The organism is Limosilactobacillus vaginalis DSM 5837 = ATCC 49540 (genome assembly GCF_000159435.1).
In the GTDB taxonomy this organism is placed as follows: Bacteria; Bacillota; Bacilli; order Lactobacillales; family Lactobacillaceae; genus Limosilactobacillus; species Limosilactobacillus vaginalis.
Genome location: NZ_GG693412.1, coordinates 59,656 through 80,425, shown reverse-complemented (window position 1 = coordinate 80,425; position 20,770 = coordinate 59,656). Strand labels below are relative to the sequence as shown.

Annotated in this window: 15 protein-coding genes; 12 read left to right on the top strand and 3 right to left on the bottom strand. The window is 41.6% G+C overall.

Annotated features, from left to right (window positions below):
* Positions 1-157 precede the first annotated feature (157 nt).
* The 4 genes from HMPREF0549_RS00330 (at position 158) to pyrF (ending at position 4,070) form a co-directional block, all read left to right on the top strand.
* On the top strand, positions 158-1,447 hold the full coding sequence (locus HMPREF0549_RS00330) for an adenylosuccinate synthase (protein WP_003716247.1): 1,290 nt from the start codon (positions 158-160) through the stop codon (positions 1,445-1,447).
* A gap of 251 nt (positions 1,448-1,698) precedes the next feature.
* Positions 1,699-2,505, top strand: a complete 807-nt coding sequence (locus tag HMPREF0549_RS00325; RefSeq protein ID WP_040530566.1) for a DUF5011/hyalin repeat domain-containing protein — start codon at positions 1,699-1,701, stop codon at positions 2,503-2,505.
* Positions 2,506-2,678: 173 nt separating this feature from the next.
* Positions 2,679-3,218, top strand: a complete 540-nt coding sequence (gene pyrR, locus HMPREF0549_RS00320) for a bifunctional pyr operon transcriptional regulator/uracil phosphoribosyltransferase PyrR (protein ID WP_003716245.1) — start codon at positions 2,679-2,681, stop codon at positions 3,216-3,218.
* A 114-nt stretch (positions 3,219-3,332) separates the two neighbouring features.
* The gene (gene pyrF / locus HMPREF0549_RS00315) at positions 3,333-4,070 is read left to right on the top strand and encodes an orotidine-5'-phosphate decarboxylase (RefSeq protein ID WP_003716244.1); all 738 of its coding nucleotides are present in this window, start codon (positions 3,333-3,335) and stop codon (positions 4,068-4,070) included.
* 58 nt (positions 4,071-4,128) lie between these two features.
* On the opposite strand, the gene HMPREF0549_RS00310 is transcribed toward pyrF, so the two are convergent.
* The gene (locus tag HMPREF0549_RS00310; protein ID WP_003716243.1) at positions 4,129-4,530 is read right to left on the bottom strand and encodes a hypothetical protein; all 402 of its coding nucleotides are present in this window, start codon (positions 4,528-4,530) and stop codon (positions 4,129-4,131) included.
* Between the two features lie 120 nt (positions 4,531-4,650).
* Between HMPREF0549_RS00310 and asp1 (HMPREF0549_RS00305) the strand changes: the two genes are divergently transcribed.
* Both asp1 (HMPREF0549_RS00305) and asp1 (HMPREF0549_RS00300) read left to right on the top strand, forming a co-directional pair.
* Complete coding sequence (gene asp1, locus HMPREF0549_RS00305; protein WP_003716242.1) at positions 4,651-6,195, top strand: accessory Sec system glycosyltransferase Asp1; 1,545 nt, start codon at positions 4,651-4,653, stop codon at positions 6,193-6,195.
* Entirely contained in the window at positions 6,195-7,691 is a 1,497-nt protein-coding gene (gene asp1 / locus HMPREF0549_RS00300) for an accessory Sec system glycosyltransferase Asp1 (protein ID WP_003716241.1), read from the top strand. Before asp1 (HMPREF0549_RS00305) ends, asp1 (HMPREF0549_RS00300) begins: the two co-directional genes overlap by 1 nt.
* 68 nt (positions 7,692-7,759) lie before the next feature.
* On the opposite strand, the gene rlmD is transcribed toward asp1 (HMPREF0549_RS00300), so the two are convergent.
* Complete coding sequence (rlmD, locus tag HMPREF0549_RS00295; protein ID WP_003716240.1) at positions 7,760-9,154, bottom strand: 23S rRNA (uracil(1939)-C(5))-methyltransferase RlmD; 1,395 nt, start codon at positions 9,152-9,154, stop codon at positions 7,760-7,762.
* A 265-nt stretch (positions 9,155-9,419) separates the two neighbouring features.
* On the opposite strand from rlmD, the gene HMPREF0549_RS00290 reads away from it, so the two are divergent.
* The 4 genes from HMPREF0549_RS00290 to HMPREF0549_RS00275 all read left to right on the top strand — a co-directional run bounded on the left by HMPREF0549_RS00290 (position 9,420) and on the right by HMPREF0549_RS00275 (position 13,400).
* Complete coding sequence (locus tag HMPREF0549_RS00290) at positions 9,420-9,986, top strand: NADPH-dependent FMN reductase (protein ID WP_040530564.1); 567 nt, start codon at positions 9,420-9,422, stop codon at positions 9,984-9,986.
* A 2-nt stretch (positions 9,987-9,988) separates the two neighbouring features.
* Positions 9,989-11,233 (top strand): NAD(P)H-dependent oxidoreductase, encoded by a 1,245-nt coding sequence (locus HMPREF0549_RS00285; protein ID WP_040530893.1) that lies wholly within the window; start codon positions 9,989-9,991, stop codon positions 11,231-11,233.
* Positions 11,226-12,146 carry an FAD:protein FMN transferase gene (locus tag HMPREF0549_RS00280; protein ID WP_003716237.1) on the top strand — a complete coding sequence of 307 codons (921 nt, stop codon included), beginning with the start codon at positions 11,226-11,228 and terminating at the stop codon, positions 12,144-12,146. The genes HMPREF0549_RS00285 and HMPREF0549_RS00280 overlap by 8 nt, the downstream gene beginning before the upstream one ends.
* Before the next feature lie 156 nt (positions 12,147-12,302).
* On the top strand, positions 12,303-13,400 hold the full coding sequence (locus tag HMPREF0549_RS00275; protein WP_003716236.1) for a DUF8462 domain-containing protein: 1,098 nt from the start codon (positions 12,303-12,305) through the stop codon (positions 13,398-13,400).
* An 84-nt stretch (positions 13,401-13,484) separates the two neighbouring features.
* Here HMPREF0549_RS00275 and HMPREF0549_RS00270 read toward each other — a convergent pair whose 3' ends face one another.
* Entirely contained in the window at positions 13,485-17,255 is a 3,771-nt protein-coding gene (locus HMPREF0549_RS00270; protein WP_003716235.1) for a YSIRK-type signal peptide-containing protein, read from the bottom strand.
* 195 nt (positions 17,256-17,450) lie between these two features.
* On the opposite strand from HMPREF0549_RS00270, the gene HMPREF0549_RS00265 reads away from it, so the two are divergent.
* Positions 17,451-17,660, top strand: coding sequence for a hypothetical protein (locus tag HMPREF0549_RS00265; RefSeq protein WP_003716234.1), 210 nt, complete (start codon positions 17,451-17,453; stop codon positions 17,658-17,660).
* A 27-nt stretch (positions 17,661-17,687) separates the two neighbouring features.
* A complete protein-coding gene (locus HMPREF0549_RS00260) occupies positions 17,688-20,723 on the top strand; it encodes an SEC10/PgrA surface exclusion domain-containing protein (protein WP_003716233.1) in 3,036 nt (1,011 codons plus the stop codon).
* Positions 20,724-20,770: the final 47 nt, after the last annotated feature.

The window sequence follows — 20,770 nt, the reverse complement described above, 5'->3', positions numbered from 1 at the left end:
TGCACTGTTTAATGATTATCGTCAATAAAAAACATCGGACAATTATAAAAATGCTTAGAAAAATCGTTCGTTATCTCCTTGACGAAGATTCTGAAGTCCGGTAATATAGTGAAGTAAAAACGTCTTTTACAAATTAATAGTTTGAGGTGAAAGAATAATGTCATCAGTTGTGATTGTTGGTAGTCAATGGGGAGACGAAGGGAAAGGTAAAATGACCGATTACCTTAGTCAAGAAGCGGATGTTGTAGTCCGTTCCCAAGGTGGAAATAATGCCGGTCACACAATTGCGTTCGATGGAAAGAAGTTTGCCTTACGGTTGATCCCATCTGGAATTTTCGGTAAGGATAAGTTGGCGGTTGTCGGTAACGGGGTTGTTATTAATCCACCAGCAATGCTTAAGGAAATGAAGTATCTGGAAGACAACGGAATCGACCTTTCTGGCTTACGGATTTCTTCACGTTCACACATTACTTTCCCTTACCACATTCTATTGGACAAGTGCCAGGAAGCTGCTAAGGGTGATCACAAGGTTGGTACCACTAAAAACGGGATTGGACCTACATATATGGATAAAGTTTCCCGTGTAGGTATTCGGATGTGCGACTTGTTAGAAAAGGATACGTTCGAAATTAAGTTGAAGCGTAACTTAAAGGAAAAGAACGAATTATTCACTAAGTTGTACCACGTTGATCCAATTAACTTTGATGATATTTTTGAACCTTATTATGAATATGGTCAACAGTTGAAGAAGTACGTTACTGATACTTCACGGGTTGTTAATGACGCTTTGGATGCCGGTAAGAAGGTTCTCTTTGAAGGTGCTCAAGGGGTAATGCTTGATGTTGATCAGGGTACTTACCCATACGTTACTGCTTCAAACCCAATCGCTGGTGGTGTTTGCACCGGTGTTGGGATTGGACCTAACAAGATTAATACTGTTGTTGGGATCTGCAAGGCTTACTCAACTCGTGTTGGCGCTGGCCCATTCCCAACAGAATTGACTGATGAAATTGGTGACCAAATTCGTGAAACTGGTCATGAATACGGTACTGTTACTGGTCGTCCTCGTCGGGTTGGTTGGTTTGATACCGTTGCTATGCGGCACGCACGTCGTGTTTCAGGACTTTCTGTTTTGAGCTTGAACTTGTTGGATGTTTTGACCGGCTTAAAGACCGTTAAATTATGCAAGGCCTACAAGCTCGATGGCAAAGTAATCGACTACTACCCTGCTAGCTTAAAGGAACTCGACCGTTGCGAACCAGTTTACGAAGAAATGCCTGGTTGGGATGAAGATATTACTGGTGTTAAGAAGTTCGAAGATTTACCAGTTAACGCTCAAAACTACCTCAAGCGAGTTAGCGAATTATCCGAAACCCCACTCGCCACCGTTTCCGTCGGTGCCGACCGAATTCAAACCATTATTGTAAAGGATCCGTGGGAATTATAGAGTGCCTTCGCTCCAAAGAGTTTCCGGAAGGCTAGCAATTTCTCCTGACGAAGGCGACCTGCGCCTAGGAAGGAGGTTGCTAGCTCTAGGAAACTCGAGCGAAGCACGTTTCGACTGTGTAGCAGTAGAACTCTAGCTTACCTAATAATTCAATAGACATTCTAAAAGCTAATCGCTAGGAAAACTTGCGATTAGCTTTTTCATCATGTGCTATAATGCAAACGAATTAACGAGAAAATATGGAGGATATTATGGCACAACCAGTTTTAACGATTCAACGACACTACCTTGATTGGCCACTGGGACAGTCAATCGTCAATTCAGAATTGATTAATCAATTTGGAATTAAAGCAACGAGTGATGGTCGTGACCTCACCGATAAGATTACGTTTAACTTAACTCAGGTTAACATTAACCAGCAGGGTGAGTATCCAATTGCCGTTACAGTAATGGATAGCGATGGTCAAACCGCGTCAGATCACTTAACCTTAAACGTTAAGCCTCGAGAACAAGTTCAATCACAATCAAATCGGGGTCACCAATCAACTGCGCTGAAAAGGCATCATCGGGGTTGGCTAGTAGCATTGATCGTCTTACTGGCAATAATTATTGTGTGGTGGGCAGTTTCAGCACATAACCGCAATCAGAATCAGCAAGCCAATAACGAGGAACAAAGCAGCCAAATTAGCGATAACTCCAGTAGTATTAGTAAGCTGAGTTCTGATAATCAAAAACTTGCGGAACAGGTTGCCGCGCTTCGTGGTGCTGCTCGACAATACGAGAAAGATCATGATCAGCAAGAACTCCAGAACCACTTGAATAATATTTCAAACCAAAATCAACAGATCGAAAATCAGCTAAGTAGTAATTCCGCTAAGCAAAAGCTAAATGACATTGATCAAACTATTACCCAGGTTCAACAAGACCCTGATAACGCTACTAGCACAGTCAATAATCTGAAAAATAAGGATGGGTTCAGTCAGATTTGGGATAATATCACTTCCATGATGGAAAACTGGTTGAATAAGCACGCTAGCCAGAGTAATAGTAACCAATGATAATTATTGACAGGCTTAGGCGAGACGCTTAAAATACTGGTAATAAGAGAAATATCGCCTTTAACCTGATTCCGTGAAATCAAGAAGGAACGAATAAGTAATTAGACCCTTCCTCACAGTTTCAGTGGAGAAGGGTTTTGTAAAAATAAATTGATTAAGGGGAAGTGACCAGGATGGCCCATGAAATTGTTGATGGATCAAGTATGCAACGGGCATTAACACGAATTACTTACGAAATTATTGAACAGAATAAAGGGGTCGAAAACCTTGTCTTTGTTGGGATTAAGACTCGGGGAGTTTACCTTGCTGAACGGCTAGCTAAGCGGTTAAACCAACTTGAAAACGTTGAAATTCCAGTTGGTGCGCTTGATATTACCTTATATCGGGATGATCGGCACATTCCTGATCATCATAAGGAACCAACAGTTAAGACATCTTCACTTGGAATTGATATTAACGATAAGCATGTCATCCTTGTTGACGATGTTCTCTTTACCGGGCGGACAGTTCGGGCGGCCCTAGATGCCTTGATGGATATGGGACGACCACAACAAATTTCACTTGCTGTGCTAGTTGACCGAGGCCACCGTGAATTACCAATTCGGCCTGACTTTGTTGGTAAGAACATCCCAACTGCAATGAATGAAACAGTTCATGTTGCCGTTGAAGAATATGACGGTCACGAAGATATTACAATCGAACATCACGAATAAATTATTAACCATTTAATCTGCTCCAGTGAGGGCGAAACGGTGTTATGAGCGAGAACGCAAAAGCACCAGTCTCCCTTTTCTGAGGAGCACTGGTGCTTTTTTAGGAGGAAAATTATGGAACGCTTTGAACCAATTGTTGCTATTGATGTCCCTGATAAGCGGAAGGCTGTTCAACTCTTTGATCGCCTTTCTAACGACACTGATCATATGCCAATTATCAAAATCGGAATGGAATTATTCTATGCTTTTGGTCCCGGAATCATTAAACAAGCTAAGGAACGTGGATTTAAGATTTTTCTTGATCTGAAGGCGCACGATATTCCGAACACGGTTGAACGGGCGATGGCTCAAGTTGGACGGTTAGGAGTTGCGTTTGTTACCGTTCATGCTGCTGGTGGCAGTGAAATGATGAAGGCTGGTTTACGCGGGTTGAAGCAAGGTGCTGCCGAAGCGCGTAATTCAGTTCCCAAGATGTTGGCAATTACCCAGTTGACATCCATTGACGAGGAGATCCTTCACAACGAACAGAAGATTAACGGTACCGTAATGGAATCCGTTCAAAATTATGCCCGGTTGGCCGATGAGAGTGGCTTAGCAGGAGTAGTTTGTTCCGCCAAGGAAATTTCTGCAATTCGTGAAGTTACCAATCCGGACTTTCTCTGCATTACACCAGGGATTCGGCCTGACTTAAACACCCATGATGACCAGAAACGGGTTGTGACACCAAAGCAAGCTGCTGAAATGGGAAGCAACGGAATTGTTGTTGGTCGGCCAATTACCCAAAGTGACGATCCGGTAGCAGCATACAAGGAGATTCGTCATGAATTTTTTGAAGGCGAAAACACTGATTAGGCTGTTATTCTAATAATAAAATAAGGAATTGGAAAAATAATTTGTTTTTTCCAGTTCCTTATTTTTTTAGATAATGAAATCTTTCTAGTAGTTCGCGTGAACGCTGGTCAGCGGGACGATAGCCAATATTGAAGGAGTGCTTGAAGTACATCATGTTGTAAAGGATTGCAAACACAAGTGAAGGCCATGGAAATTGTGTTAACCAGTTTAAACCGAAAAAGAGAACTACTAATGCGTAATCAAGGTCAAGGACGATCATTAAGATAAAGTTATAGTAGTCGCCCCGGAATAGTGCCGGTAGGGGACCAAACCAGAGTGTTGTCCATGAAATTCCCACTTTGGCGATCCTAATTTGCCCCTGATCATTAACGATTTTGGCATAATTTGGCGGTAATGGGAGATTATTGAGATCAAACGGGTTTTGGTCATTGTTATTGTTATTACCAAATGGGTTTTGCATTAATCTTCTCCTTCTTTCATATTATAAGTATAAATTTTAACACAAACTGTTTACAAGTCCTAATATCACTGCTTTTGTTATGGTACACTTAACCTGTTAACGTAGAAAAGGAGAAAAGCAATGTTATTCTTTCTGAACGATAATATTCAGCATAACAAGTCAGGCATTGAACATGCGCAAATCAAGCGGTTGCACCTGTTTGAGATGTTTGATGAACCAGCTAAGATCGTTACCCGGAAGTATTCAAATGAACTTCACATGGTAACTGCAGAAGCCGGGATCGCTGATGAAGACTTTGTAAACTTATTTGATTATTTTCAAGAAGCACGAATCTTTCCACAAAAAGATGTCACCATCAAGGATCTTAATATCGATCCTAGCTGGGAACGTAAAGCTGACGGGATTAACTATAACTACTATCGGAACGGTAACCGGATTATGTATGTCCGGCGGCGCAATGATAAGGAAAAGCATATCATTAACCTTCAGTACTTTGACCACTTTGGCAAGTTGTTAAAGGTTAGTTGGTACGATAATCGTGGATTCATCTCGGTTGAACAAGTTTACGACTGGAATGGCAACATTGCAACTGAAAACTACCTCCGTCCAGATGGCTCTATCGCTATTCAGTTGGAACACCAGAAGAATAAGCGGAATAAGGTAGTTGATACTTACCACCTCTTCAATTACAAGGGACAGGACTACCAGTTTGCTAATCTCGATGAACTGACGCGGTTCTTCTATGATGAGATCGTGACTGATCCCGAATTGGTCGGGGATGGCCCAGTTGGTTTGGTGGTTGACCGGACATACGAAGTTGGTTGGTCAGTACTCCACATGAAACACCGGGTTTTCCGGACAATGCAATTGCACAATGATCACGTTAATGATAACAGTGATATGTTGCATTCAACCTTAAATTATAACTATACTTGGGGACTTAACCACGTCAAAGATTGGGACGGGATCATCACTTTGACTCCCCAGCAACAAAGGGATGTTAAGGACCGGTTTGAAAAGTACGGGACAAAGATTTACCGGATCCCAGGTCCGATTGTTCCTAAGGCAGTCTTGGAAGCTAAGCACATTCCATTCGAACAACGGACAAAGAACCAAGTCGTAATGGTTGCGCGGCTTTCACCAGAAAAGCAACAGGATCATTTGCTTAAGGCATGGCCAAAGATTTTAGAAAAGGTTCCTACGGCAAAACTGGACTTCTGGGGATACGCGAACGATAACTTTGACAAGACGTTAAAGAAGATCGTGAAGGATGAAGATCTCGGTAATTCCGTAACTTTCCATGGTTACACTAATGATCCTAATGCGGTTTATAATGATGCCCAATTACTGATTCTGCCAAGCCGTGCCGAAGGGTTGCCTTTATCATTAGTTGAAGCACAGTCACACGGTTTGCCAATTGTAGCGAACGACATTAAGTATGGACCAGCTGACGTTGTGATTGACGGCCAAGACGGGATCCTTACCCAAAATGGGGATGTTGATGGCCTAGCCAAGGCAATTATCGACCTCCTGACAGATCAAGAAAAGTTGGCAAAGTTCAGTGAAAATGCCTACCAAGATAGTGAACGTTACTCTGAACCCAATGTCATGAAACTATGGAACGAACTAGTTGATGATATGAAAACAAAGGAGGCCGCTAAATAATGTTCTTTTTCGTTAACCAATACTTATTGAGCAACGATTCAAGTATTGAACACGCTGAAATGAAGCGGCTGAAGCTCTTTAAGGATCACAATGCCGAAGCCAAGTTAGTTACGCGGAACTATGACCAAATTATACACGCCACCCTGCAACGGTTCGGTTTAACTGATGACCAGCTTGTTAATATGTACGACTTCTTTGCGGGGACAACTGATTACGTGGGGCATGATCTCCACGTCAGCGATCTGAACCTACCGATCGAATACCAGGTAGGAACCGGGAATAACTACCAAGAAGTTAAGGATGGTGATCGCCTGGTCTGCATCGTTTACTTTACCGGTGGAACTGTTGGTCTAGTAAACCACATCGACTGGTTTGATGTTGCGGGGAATGTAACTCTTCGCCAACAGTACGATCTTCGGGGATTCAAGTCTGTTGATCAGTTTATTGGTGAAGACGGTCAAATTAGTTTTGAACGGTATTACCGTCCTGACCAATCCATTTACATGGAACGGTATTACGTTAAGTCTGTTCAGAATACGCCAATCAACTCGTTGAATGTTCTGAAGAATTACCAGGGACACGATCGCTTCTTTGATAGTGAGGAGGATCTCTTTGCCTTCTTCCTTGATGAATTGAATAAGGCAAATGGCGAAAATAACGTCTTCATTGCTGACCGGCCAGCAGTCGCAATCCAGCCAGTGATGAACATGCAAACTGCCGCTAAGAAGTATCTCTGGATGGCCATGAACCACGTCAACGATGGTAATAACCTTAAGACCGGGCCACTTAACCCAATGCTTCAAGGACCACTTACTACTGACCTTGATAAGTGGGACGGGATCATTACCATGACTGAAGCTCAGGCCGAGATGATTCGGAAGCGAATTGGTGACAAGAAGCCAGTTTACGCAATTAACGGTGTTCCGGTTAAGAGCAATAACCAACGGACCGACATGAAGTACCGGATTGCGGGACAAATTATTTATGTTGGTCGTCTTGGTGAAGACAAGCAGACCGGGAAGCTAATTGAAATCTTTACCCGGATTCACAAAAAGGTGCCAACTGCTAAGCTAACTCTTTATGGTTACGGTAATCCTGAAGACGTTAACCGCTACAAGAAGCAGGTTGATGATGCGGGCTTGACTGGTACCGTAGTGTTTGCCGGTTACCAAGTAAAATTAGATCCGGCTTATAATACTGCTCAATTATTCATGGATACGAGCCGGATCGATGCCCAGCCATTAGCAATGGGTGAAGCATTATCCCACGGTGTCCCAGTTGTGACCTACGATTACATGTATGGCCCAAGTGAAATGGTCAAGTCTGGCGTCAACGGTGAGCTAGTACCACTAAATAACGCGAAGAAGATGGAAAAAGCTGCCGTAGACATCCTGACCGATCCAAAACTCCTTCAAAAACTAAGCACCGGCGCCTACGATTCCCTCGATGCAATCAGTAACCTTAATACTTGGAAGCAGTGGAATGCATTAGCCTAAAAATTCGTAAATTAAAATGCCAGTATTGTTTCTTCTTGCGAGAAAAATACACTGGTATTTTTTATTACCTATTTTCTAATTGATAACTTCACCACCGCTTCGCAACGGGTGGTTTGCGGCATCATGTCGACTGGTTGGATATAGTCAACATGGTAGACGCTGGTTAATCGACCGAGGTTACGAGCAAGGGATGCCATGTTACATGAAACGTAGGCGAACTTGGCAGGGCGTTCTTTGATGATCTGTTCAATCAGATCATTGTCTAAACCGGTTCGTGGCGGATCGACTACTAACGCGTCAAAGTGATGACCTTCCTTTCGCCATTGCGGGATAACATCCTCTGCTGAGCCGACTTCGTAATGAGCGTTTGTAATGCCATTAAGGTTAGCGTTTTGTTTGGCGTCTGCAACGGCTTCGGGGATTGTTTCCATTCCCCAAACCTCCTTTACCCGGTTAGCCAATGACAATCCAATCGTTCCAATTCCCGCGTAAGCATCAATCAGGGTATCGCCAGGGGAAAGCTCTAGTGCCTTGGCCGCTTCCTCATACAACGTTTCCGTTTGTTCTGGGTTTAACTGTAAGAAGGAACGGGCGGAGAGGCGGAAGTCCAACCCCATTAGACTTTCGGTAATGTATTCTTGTCCGGCTAAGTGGATCATTTGCTCGCCCCAAATCAGCGGGGTATCGCCAGGATTAACGTTTTGCATTACGGAGACAACCTTTGGGAGCTGTTCCTGAATGGCTTCCAGTAGTTGACGCTTATGTGGCAGTTTTGATGTATTAGTAATTAATGTCAATTGAACTTCACCGGTCGCTGCTGATTCACGGACAACCAGGGTCTTGATGATCCCGCTGTTACGTTCCTCATCGTATACCGGAATTTGGAGGTCTTCGATTGCTTGAACAACAGTGCGAATAACCTTCATTGTGTTTGGCATCTGAACGGCACATTCTTGAATGTCTACTAGGTCATGACTGTTTGCCTTGTACAACCCAGCGGCAACGTGACCATCAATCATCCGCACTTGGAATGAAGCCTTATTCCGGTAGCCATATTCATGTGGTGCTGCAATAGTAGGGCGAACGTCATAGTTGCGATAACCATATGGCTTGAATTTTTCGAGACTATCTAAAACAACCTGTCGCTTAAACCGTAATTGAGCTGGATAAGCTAGCCTTTCTAGTTCAAAGCCCCCGGCAACATCAGCATAGCTATCGCGAGGTTCAACCCGATCACGACTAGTTTTGCGCAGTCGGTGGATTTTGGCTTCAAGAAACCGGGGATGGACCCGGGTTACTTCAGCAACAACGACTTCGTGCGGAAGGGCACCAGGGACAAAGCAGACCTTGTGCTTAAAGTAGCCGATTCCTTGACCGTTAACCCCCAGTCGACGAATCGTTAATGGGAAACGATCCCCAACCTGTACTTCGATGTTTTGTTGTCGTTGCCGTGATTGAACCATGATATATTTTCGATCCTTTCAAAGAGTATTGTCTTATTTTAGCATATCGCTCTTAACAAGTGATTGCTGAACAATAATGTTATTATTTGAATATTACCTTAGCCGACGATAATTAAAATTTATTGGTTTAAAGGGTTTAATTATAATCAAAAGTTTGAAAAACGTCTAAAAATAAGCAAAATACTAATAATCTATTTTTTAATCGGTTAAAATATAGTAAAATGGTTGTGAATTAATGAATAAACTGAAAGAGGAAGTGACATGCTTGAAAATTGCTGCAATTGCTGGGTCAAATGCTAATCATTCATATAACCGGATGTTGTTAGAATTCATGGCTCAACATTTTAAGGATCAAGATCAGATTGATGTGATTGATATTCGCCAAGTACCAATGTTTAACGAAAGCTTTAAGGGTGATGCCCCTGAAGTAATCAAGGACATTGACCGCCGGATTAAGGATGCCGATGCCGTGATCATCGCTAGTCCTGAATATAATCACTCAATTACCTCAGCGTTGAAGAGTATTGTTGAATGGTTGTCTTACAGTGTGCACCCCCTTACTGGGAAGCCAGTAATGACGATTGGGGCCTCAACGCATGATCAGGGAGCATCACGGTCCCAGGTTCAATTGCGTGATATTTTGATTTCCCCAGGGATTAATGCAAATGTCTACCAAGGTGACGAATTTTTCATGAGTAATGTTACCAGTTTGATGGACGAAGAAGGAAACATTACTGATAAGGGAACAATTGGCTTCTTAGAAAAATGTATGAACGGCTTCCGTTACTATGCGAAAGCAATTGATCGAATGAACGAGGAGATGAGTAAGTAATGATGAAGATTCTCGCTTTTGTCGGTACCAATGCTGATTTTTCATACAACCGGTTACTGTTGTGGTTTATGAAGAAGCACTTTAAGCAAATGGCTGATATTGAGATTTACGAAGTTGGTAAACTGCCACCATTTAGCGTTGACACTCCCCTATCCGAGCAAACAGAAGTCTGGAAATTAAAGCAAAAGGTTAAGGAAGCTGATGGCTTAGTATTCTCCACTCCTGAATACGACCACGGGATTCCTGCCGTTCTTAAGTCAGCTATCGAGTGGCTTTCCTACAAGACCAAGGTACTTTCGGAAAAGCCTGCAATGATCGTTGGGGTAGCTTATGGTCGTCAAGCATCTGCACGTTCACAAGTTCAAATGCGGCAAATCTTGATTTCACCAGATTGCAATACTAACCTGATTCCAGGGAACGAGGTCTTAATCGGGAATGTTCGTGATACCTTTGCTAAGGACGGACGCTTGGTAGACCAAGAAGCAATTGATAACCTAGAAAAGTGCTTTGAACATTTTATTGAATATATTCAAATCTTCAAGAATACAGATAGGGAGGGTCTTGATATGGCCATTAAGCAACCAACGATCAGTGATGCATACATTAATTTCCCTACTGGTCGTTTGACACTCAAAGAAGTTCAGCAAATCTTTAGTACGATTCCGTTTGAAGTTGATTTGATCGATAGTACCGATCATTTCGCTTGGTTCTCAGATAAGCCAAACCGGGAGCACGTTCGGAATACAGCTTCCCTCGGTGAAACTGTTCAAGAATGCCATCCACCAATGGCTGTTCCAGCAGTAATGAGCATTATCAACAGCTTCCGTGAAGGGAAGAAGGACGTTGTTACGCGGCCACTCTGGATGAATGGTCACCGTTCATTGATCCAATACTACGCTTTACGGGACATCAATGGTCATTACCTTGGGACCATCGAATTTACTGGAAGCGTCGAATACATCTTGAACCTCTTTGAAAATGGTGCCTGGAGCAAGGATGCAACTACTGGCGCATCCAAGAGCACTAATGATTCTGCACCAGAGGAAGAAGAACCAGCAGTCGATGCCTCAACTGGTGCTTCAGAAAACAGCGATGATAGTGATGATGAGGAAAATACACCAGTAGCTGCCGACGAAAGACCAGCAGAGGAGACCGACGCCACAACTGGTGCCTCCGAAACTGGTAGTGTTGATGCGGAAGACGATACCGCTGATGCATCAACCGGGGCTTCAGAGAACGATGACTAACGAATTAGTAAATCAACGCCATTCAATGGTCCACCATGCGTTAGGAACAAAGATTGTCCTAACGCTTTTTGGCGATCGCTATTATCCGTTGCTGGCGAGATCAATGCGGTTAATTGATGAATATGAAGATCGGCTGACGGTTAACCGCCCTGAATCAGAGGTAATGAGTGTTAATCATGCAGCAGGAAAGGGGCCCAAGGTTGTTTCACCATCAACTTATGAGTTAATCAAATTAGCTGTTAAGTACAGTCGGGAAAACTTTGGCTTTAACGCCTTGATTGGGCCGCTAGTGAAGCTGTGGAAGATCGGCTTTACGGGAGCAAATGTTCCTCAGGATACCGATATTCAAGATCGCCTTAAATTAATTGATCCCTATAAGGTTCTCTTGGATGATGACTACCGAACCGTCTTCTTGGAAGAAGAGGGAATGGAGTTAGACCTTGGCGGGATTGCAAAAGGTTACATTGCCGATCGCATTCGTGACTTTTGGATTGAGCAGGGAGTTCAAGCAGGAATTATTAACCTTGGCGGAAACCTCCTGTTTGTAGGAAAGTCACCGCGCCGTGAGGATGGCCAGTGGGTAATTGGTGTTCAGGATCCGCAGTTGAGGCGGGGGGACGACATCGAAGTTGTCCGTAAACCAGCTTGCTCCGCTGTTACTTCAGGGATCTACGAGCGTTTCTTGGAAGTGAATGGCAAGAAGTATCACCACTTGCTGGATCCACGAACCGGTTATCCTTTACAAACAGATCTTTCTAGCGTGACCGTGTTTACTGAGCAGTCGGTAATGGGAGAAATCGAGGCTAAACGATTGTTCTTTAATGGCGCTCCTATAAATGGTTGGGGAGAACAGTCAGGGAATTTAGGTGCTGTTTTCATTGCGCAAGATGGTACTGTTAAAAATGTTAACTAGTTAGTACTAAGGAGTTACTCATTGAAGTGGGTAGCTCTTTTTGTTATTAATGCTGATGAAATACTAGCAAGATCTAAAGAGATCTAAAATCTGGACGGAAGATCTAAAGAGATCTAAAATTAAATTAAAGATCTAAAATTAATGGGGTAATTAACAATGAAAAATCCGTTTGATCCAAATTTTGGTAAGGTTCCGCAAATATATTTAGGGAGAGAAAAAATTGTAGATAATGTAGTGCAGTCTCTTGAAGACGGTACGGGACCATACCAAACTTCGATGATTTATGGAATGCGTGGAGTGGGGAAAACATCACTTTTAGCAGATATTACGTCCAAATTAGAGAAAAAGGATGACTGGATAATCGTTTATTTAGCCATGACCAACGATCTGTTAGAAACACTAATTCAAAGTGTTTATCGAGAAGCTAACAGTAAGATTAAACAAGCACTAAACATGATTGATGGTGTTAAGTTTTCAGCGTTTGGTTTTGAGATTGATTTTAATATTGCTGATTCACAAACAACATATCAACTCTTGCTAGAAGAAATGTTAAAAGTTTTGAAAAAACACAATCAATCATTATTAATTGCAATTGATGAAGTGAAAGAAACGCCAGAAATAGTAAATCTAGCTTCAATTTATCAAATAATGGTGTTGAAGAACTACCCAATTAATATTATGATGACGGGATTACCGAAGAACGTTTCGGAGTTGCAGAATAATGATGTACTAACCTTCTTACTACGGAGTGGCAGGATTCCATTGGGGCCACTCGATCCTTTTGATATTAAGTATCGTTATCAAAAGGCTTTTGAACGTGCGGATAAAGAAATTAGTAATTCAACCTTAATGAAAATGACAAAGCTAACTAAGGGTTATGCATATGCCTTTCAGGATTTAGGATATTATGTTTGGCAACACTCTGATACTCAGGTAACGGAGGAAGATGTTGATAACGTTCTGTCACTATTTAAACACGATCTCTTTCGGAACGCTTATACAAAAATCGTTTCGGAACTTTCACCAACAGATCGGCAGTTTTTGTTAACGATGGCTAAAAGTAAAGAAAATGTCGTTGAGATCAGTGAAATTCGACAACAAATGGGAAAAAATACCAATTATATTTCTCAATACCGCAAGCGACTTATTGATAGCCAGGTCATTGTCGAAGCTGGCTATGGTAAAGTAGCTTTCTCATTACCTTTTATGGGAGAGTTTATTTTACAGATGGCTGAATTGTATGGGATGGATTGATGAAATAAATTTAATAGTTGCTATGGTAGATCAAAAAACCTCAAGACTAAATTTAGTCTTGAGGCTTTTCATTTTTATAAACGATTAGTTTTTACCTTTTCGCTTACGTTCTCCAGTAATACCAAACAAACTAGCAATAGCTGTTACGGCTAATCCTGCAAGGGCAAGATGAGAGCCGTTTTGGTTAGAGGTTTGTGGCAACTTCTGTCCTTGCTGTTTAGTTTCTGTAGATTCACCAATATTTTGTACTGGTGTTTCGGAAACCTTTGTAGTATCAACAGTTACTTCTTGTTTGTGTGGAGCTTCCGAAGTATTAGGAACGCTTGGTGTACCAGGAACTTCTGGATTAGTTGTTGGTGTTTCTGGCGTTGTTCCAGGAACATCAGGGGTGGTTGGAACAACTGGTGTTTCTGGGGTATTAGGTGTGCTTGGCTGTACAGGGGTTACCGGTTTATCTGGGGTGGAAGGTTGTGGATTCCCACCTGGATTATTTTGCGGTTGGGCCTTGAAGACGACCGTGATGTTAACTGGAGCAGAGTCGTGTTTAATGCCAGCGATTTGCTTAACGGCATTATCGCCTAAGACGTCAGCATGACTAGCATCATTCGTAGCGGAGATGAGATCGAAGCCGGCTTGCGCAGCAATGGCAACCGCATCAAATGACTTCGGTTCGTCATAAGCGAATTGATCATTCTTATCCGCCCGCGTCCCAGTGAAGGTCAAGGTCTGCGAATCAGCCTTCCGCGAAGTCGAAGTAATCACGTGACCATTTGCATCTTGGAAGACGTATTTAATCGTTTCCGTAACGTTCTTGGTATCAGTTAGGTCAGCTTGCGGTTGGGCCTTGAAGATGACATTGACGACGACATTTGGAGTGTTGTGGTTAATGCCTTCGGAGTTACCGTCTAAGACATCAGTGCCATCAGCAGTCTTAGCTGAGATGAGCTTGAATCCGAGTTGCGGATCAATGGTAACGGCGTTAAAGGTTTTACCGTCGTCATAAGTGAATGGATCAGAGTCCTTAGAACCATAAGGTTTAGTACCAGTGAAGTCCAATTCAGCATGGTGATCATCACGAGTAGGTGTGTTGAGGACCTGACCATTTTCATCTTGGAAGATGTAATGAACAGTTTCCGTAACCTTCTTGGAAGTATCAGTGATTGGAGCATGACTTGCCTTCAAATACACAATAAACTCATCAGGCGTTGCACTAGCTGTTGAGATATTACCAAAATTATATGAACTAATCTTATTTTTATCGCCTGAAGGGGAGATAGTCGTTTCGGTATTACCTGATTTGCTGGCAACGTGATCAATATTGTAGCCTTGGTTTATGAGATCTACTAATTCCTGTTCAACGCCATTAAAGGAAATAGTGGTGCCAGATTTACCTTGGAACTTAAACCCATCGCTTGGGCCAACGACGTTTCCAGAATCATCCTTAAATATTAACTTAGTTGTGATGTAGTTAGATGGGTCATCACCATTTGGCCCTAAATTAGATCCAGAATAACCAATTTTGGCAAACCAGGGACTACCTAAAACTCCAGAAACATTTTTTGAAGTAGTTTCACTTTCATTTGAGATAGCAACTTTTATGGTATCAGTATCTTCCAATGCCTTTTTCAGTGTCTCGTTTGAAGTGTTAGCAGAAAGATCGTCAGTACCACCAAAGTTTCCTTTTTTATTTGCTTCTGCGTTAGCGACATCTTCCGAATAGCTTCTAATGTTATCGGGCATTGTAAAACCGCTTGCAGAAACACCTAAGGGAGAAATTGCACCGTCTAATTCGACCTCAGGATTTGAAATTTTAACGTGATAGGTTCTTGTAACTACACCGTTTTCGATTTTTTCTTCATGAGTAACGGTGACGCTACCGTCTGGTAACTGTGCACCTTTAGTATCTTTGTCTTGAGTTAGAATATTATTATCATTTTGAATTGGGTTAGACAATTCGTGAGTGTGATAGTAAGCAATAGTTTTTTTAATTTGATTAGCAAGATCCGTATCGCTAGTCCAGTTGTAGGTTAAATATGGGTTTTGACCCACAATAACAGTAATTGCAAAGTTATTACTTGCACTCTTGGAAGGATCCTTTGCTTTGATAGCAATGGAAACTGCTTCGTTGTTATACCAGTTGGTGTATATTTGAACGTGGTTATTTTTGTCCCATATTCTGTTGATTGAAAAGACTACACTAGAGCCATTCGATTGATTGCATTGAAGAATTTTTCCGTGATAGATATATTGTCCACCAATGGTTAAACCACTAGCACTAACTTTACCGCCGATATTGACGTCATTGGTTGGGGTGTAACCAAACAACTCTTGATTTTGATTTTTGTCACTGGTGTATTGGTAAACGAAAGGCTTACCAAAATTATGATCAGTTACTGAAGTAGGCTTACGTATGGCAGGATTTGCTGTCCCTGAATTCCATTTTAAGTGAAATGTATCTGTAAAGCTTGAACCAGAATTACCGAAGAATTGGTTGACTGCAGTATTGAAGACAAGGCGGTAATACCCATCCATCTTAAAGACATGTCCAATAGTAGTTCCCTGATATTTAGCATCAAAGCCATCACTTAATTGAGTATCGTAAGGAAGAATTTTTCCGTCTTGTAATGGGAGACCAAGATGAAAGTCCAAATAATCACCATTTTCAACGTGATGAGTTAAGTTAATGGTAGCGTTCAACTGTTCATATCCACTATTTGTGGTATCACCAGGATGGAGTTCAACAGTAGAGCTGGATATATTAAAATTATTTGAGTCAAGAGCTTGTTTACCAGGAATTAAAGTATAATTTAAGTTTTGATCCCATTCATTATTTGCAATGTGATAAGTAGTATTACCTAGCTGAACATCATTACTACTGGAAAATGATCCGTTATTAATTGCCATAAATGGTGAAGGTAAGCTATTGTTATAGGAAACATAGCCACCATCGTCTTCTTTTAATTTAGCAGTTAGGTTAATTTTAGCAGCTACTGGAGCTCCATAATATGGTGTATTAGGACAGTTGATTTTTATATAGTCTTCACCGTTTTTACCGATACCATGCAAAACTTCTTGGCTACTAATAGTGTAATTGCCATACGCATAACTAGCAGTTACTTTGCCGTCAGCAACAAAACCCTTAGGAATCAATAGTAGGTAACTATTAGGTGTATCATAAAAAAACCCAGACTTTGAACCGGTACCGCCAAATCCTTGTATTTGATAGGCTATTTCAGCAGTATCGCCATCTTTAAAGGTTAAATAGTTCTCGTCTTTTCCCGCAGTGGTATTTTTGAATGAGCTAATCGCACCTGTAAAGTGAAAATCTTTTAAGCTGTCTTCAACCTTACTTTCGGTTAAGTTCTTCTTCAAAATATTAGAATTAATTTGTTGATTATTCTGAATTTTGAGAATTGAGGACTGCTTATCTTCATAATCTTGATCTTTATTAGCAGATTCATCTTCTTTATTTGCAACATTAGAACTTTGTACGACCGCTTTATCACTTTTTTTCTCATTAATAGTAGTCGGAGCAGGTTGTTCGGCTTCTTGTGGAGAATTAGTTGTTGAAGGAGCAACATTAGTCTTATCAGCTGATTCTTGGGAAGTAGGTAAGGTTACCTCTTTTACATCTTTAATATTTGAAGAATCGTTACTAATATTGCTAGATTCCTCATTATCATTTGTAGGCGTACCTTCTGCTGCTTGAGCAGTGGCTCCACCCCCCCATATTAAGAATGCGCCCAGTAAGACAGAGGTTACACCGGTCGTTAGTTTACGAATACCAAACCGCTGTTTAACTTTGCTTGTATTTACGATTAGCTTTTTCCGTTTTTTATCTATCCGCTTATTCATAACCTATCACACTCCCAATTTGTAATACGGCTTAATTATAACATTGATAATAAAAACCATCTTATAAAGATAAGAAAAATTAGTGCATTAACTTTTAACTAAGTAATCATCTTTAAAATGAATTGCTTGTATTTATATAAGAGAGGTACAATAAAGCCGACTATGTCTAGAAATGATTATTTGGAGGGGTAATTAATGAAAGATAGTTTCAAAAATAAATTTTTAATTAGTACTGCTATCTTGGCGGGAATTACGTTGATCGGGGCAACGAATACTGCTCATGCGGCTGATAATCCACAGGCAACAAATTCTACTGGTCAGTCAACTGCTAATCAGTTGAAAGCTAAATTAGCTAGTGATCAGCAAGCTGTTAATGATTACCAACAAAAGGTTAGTCAGGACTAACAGAATGTCGCTAGTGATGAAGCAGCATTGCGGAATGCTCAGACTGCTCAAGAACATGGTCAATCAATTTTGTCAGCTGCTCAGCAAAGGCAACAAGCAGCTCAAAGTGCATATGATCAACAACTTGCTGATGTTCAAGCTAAGCAAGTTACTGTAGATCAAGATCAACAGGATCTATCCGCAGCTCAGGAACAATTAAATGCTGCTCAGTCAAGTGCTGGCTCAGCATCTAGTTCTGCATCGACAAGCAGTTCCTCAGCTACTAGTTCTTCGGCAAGTACTAGTGGGTCTACCAGTGGTTCATCAAGTACAAGTAGTAGTGCATCATCTAGCACTAGTGGCAGTGCTTCTGCCGGCTCCAGTGCTACATCCAGTTCATCATCAGCTAGTTCAGCTGCCACTCTTCAACAGGCTCAAGCTGCTGTTCGGGATGCTCAATCAAAGCAAGAAGCAGCTCAAATAGCCTTTAATCAGGCAAGTGATGATGTAGATGCGAAGAGTACCGCTGTTGATACCGCTCGACAAGCTGCTGATCAGGCCAATCAAAAAGTAAATACAGACCAAAACGCTGTTAAGACTGCTCAACAAAAGGTAACTGATCTCCAGAATGCTTCTCATGCAGATGTTGCTACACTCCAACAGGAAGTTAGCCGGCTTCAAGAAAAGCTTCAAAACGATCAGCAAGCAGTTACGGATGCCCAAAACAAATTAAACCAAGCACAGACTGGATTGGAAACAGCCAAGCAGGCAGTGGATAATGCTAATGATGACTTAACTAAGGCCCAACAAGATGCGAAGGCTGCTCAGGATAAACTTACTGCTGATCAAAATACTGCTCAGGGCAAACAACAGGCAGCTCAAAGTGCCAAGGAAACAATGGAGCAAGCTAAGGCTAAGTTGGATGCATTGAAGAACGGCACTGCCAGTGAGAGTGATCCGATTGCTCAACAAGCTCCAGCTAAGGTGCCAGCAGGGTTTACGGATGCTTTTGCGGGCTTTAATCCACATGCAGAACCAACGAAAGCCTCCCAAGCCATTCAAGAGTACGTTAAAGAGGCGATTGTGGATAATGGAAGTAAACTGAATGAACACTTTCAGACAACTTGGGAAAGCACGGTAAACGGAAAAACTACTTACTTTGTAAATGATAATTTTAAACATAATGCAAGTGATCAAAAAGAATTAATTGACATCCATAACCTGACAGACAGTCAGAAAGAAGAATTGAATGAATTCACTGCAAATGTAATTAATCGAATCCGTAAACAGATAGCAGCGGATGGGGGACAGAATATTACTCGAGGTTATCTTGAAGTTTCTAAAGGGGCAACCGAAATAGGTAGTCAATTACTTACAAAAGGTTATGATCCCTCAGTTTGGCGATTTAGCCAAAAGTCTCATAACAAAAACCTTAAGTATGTTGCTAAAGATCTTGGACTAGGGGAAGCTTACGTTGGTGAAAATGTTAGTGGCTCAGGAAGAAATCAAATTGACCTTAACCCTGTTAAACCCAATATGGATAATTTGAAGGAAACCGTCTATGATGCCATTATGGCTATGATGTTTTATGACAACATAATCAACAATGTCAGTGGACCTGGATTTGGTGGACATACTACAGCGCTCTTAAATGATCCTCAATATAATGTAAATACCTCACAAGGTGGAAACGCAATCTCACTGGATCCAAACGGAAATATTATTGGTAAGCAATACCTCAATGTTGGAGTTGATAGTGAAGGATTTATCCACTTCAACTTCATCAGCGATGCCAATGCTACTCCTGAGGTTAAGACCAAATTAGCTCAAGGCGCTACAACTCCAGGAATTGACCAACAGTCAAATGTTAGTCAAGATGACATTAATACCGCCCAACAAGACTATGATCAAAAGAAAGTTACTTCTGATAAGGCTGAACAAGAAGCTAAAACTGCATTAGAAACTGTTGAAAATGATCAAGCAGAAGTAAAGACAGTTTCTGATGCCGTTACAACTGCTCAACAAAAACTTGATTCAGCTAAGAAGAAGGCTCAAACAGCTCAAGAAGCAGTGACAACTAAGCAACGAGAGGTTACTGACGCGCAAGCTAAAGCCAATGCAACCCAAGGTCAAGTTAATGAAAAGAAGGCTGCTTTAGATGCCGCTGGTAAATCAAAGGACGACCAAGCTAAGGAATTAAACCAAGCTAAAGCAGATCTGCAAACTGCTCAACAGACCTTAGCTGCTGATCAAAAGGATCAGAAAACTAAACAACAAGCAGCTCAAAATGTCCAATCAGCTTTGAAGAAGGCTCAGGAGACTTTAACTGCTAAGAAGAGTGCTTTGGATAACGCTAAGAAAGAATTACTGAGTGCTCAGGATCAATTAAATCAACTAGAAGGAAATAAGTTAAAGAATAGTTTGGCAATGCAACTCTTTGCGCAATCATATGCAAAATTTGCTGCTGCAATTCCTGGTGAAATAAGTAATTTATCTGCCCGTGTTGAGAAACTTCAAAAGAAATTGAGTAATGACCAAGCAGCGCTGAAGGACAGCCAAAAAGTCTTAGCTACCAAGAAGACTGAATTGGATGCCGCAAATGCTGCACTTGTTAAGACTACTAGTGATACTACAATTGCGGATCTAAAGGCTCAGCTTCAAAAGGATCAGCAACAGTTAGCCCAGGATCAAGCAACTTTGGCTAAGTACCAGCAAGCTGTCAAGGATGATTTAGCAGCCTTTGCACGACTACAACCGGAAACTACTGGTTCACAAACCACGGATCAAACAATTGGTGAAACTGGTGAGAACGGCTCTGAAAAAGTGACAACTCAGGGTCAAAAAGTTGCAGGAACTACTACTGTTTATCGACCGACTAATGGTGTAGCTGCAACTGTAGCCTTTCCAGTAGCAACTGCTAATAGTTCGATTGCTCATCAACAAGCCCCAAGTGTTGTTATTAGTCACAAGGCTCAATCACGGTTGCCACAAACTGGTGATTCACATAACCTAACTGCATTACTAGGTCTTGGCCTTGCCGGACTTGCTGCATCGTTTGGTCTTGCACGCAAACGTGAAGATTAGCTAAACTCGATTATTTATAAGTTTTAAAGCAAACCTAAACACTTTTT

Bases quoted from the DNA above. Each gene is read 5' to 3' on its own strand.
- HMPREF0549_RS00280 (WP_003716237.1), top strand. From the start codon at position 11,226: ATGACTAACGAATTAGTAAATCAACGCCATTCAATGGTCCACCATGCG.
- HMPREF0549_RS00275 (WP_003716236.1), top strand. From the start codon at position 12,303: ATGAAAAATCCGTTTGATCCAAATTTTGGTAAGGTTCCGCAAATATAT.
- HMPREF0549_RS00285 (WP_040530893.1), top strand. From the start codon at position 9,989: ATGAAGATTCTCGCTTTTGTCGGTACCAATGCTGATTTTTCATACAAC.
- HMPREF0549_RS00270 (WP_003716235.1), bottom strand. From the start codon at position 17,255: ATGAATAAGCGGATAGATAAAAAACGGAAAAAGCTAATCGTAAATACA.
- HMPREF0549_RS00310 (WP_003716243.1), bottom strand. From the start codon at position 4,530: ATGCAAAACCCATTTGGTAATAACAATAACAATGACCAAAACCCGTTT.
- HMPREF0549_RS00330 (WP_003716247.1), top strand. From the start codon at position 158: ATGTCATCAGTTGTGATTGTTGGTAGTCAATGGGGAGACGAAGGGAAA.
- rlmD (WP_003716240.1), bottom strand. From the start codon at position 9,154: ATGGTTCAATCACGGCAACGACAACAAAACATCGAAGTACAGGTTGGG.
- asp1 (WP_003716241.1), top strand. From the start codon at position 6,195: ATGTTCTTTTTCGTTAACCAATACTTATTGAGCAACGATTCAAGTATT.
- HMPREF0549_RS00265 (WP_003716234.1), top strand. From the start codon at position 17,451: ATGAAAGATAGTTTCAAAAATAAATTTTTAATTAGTACTGCTATCTTG.
- HMPREF0549_RS00325 (WP_040530566.1), top strand. From the start codon at position 1,699: ATGGCACAACCAGTTTTAACGATTCAACGACACTACCTTGATTGGCCA.
- pyrR (WP_003716245.1), top strand. From the start codon at position 2,679: ATGGCCCATGAAATTGTTGATGGATCAAGTATGCAACGGGCATTAACA.
- asp1 (WP_003716242.1), top strand. From the start codon at position 4,651: ATGTTATTCTTTCTGAACGATAATATTCAGCATAACAAGTCAGGCATT.
- pyrF (WP_003716244.1), top strand. From the start codon at position 3,333: ATGGAACGCTTTGAACCAATTGTTGCTATTGATGTCCCTGATAAGCGG.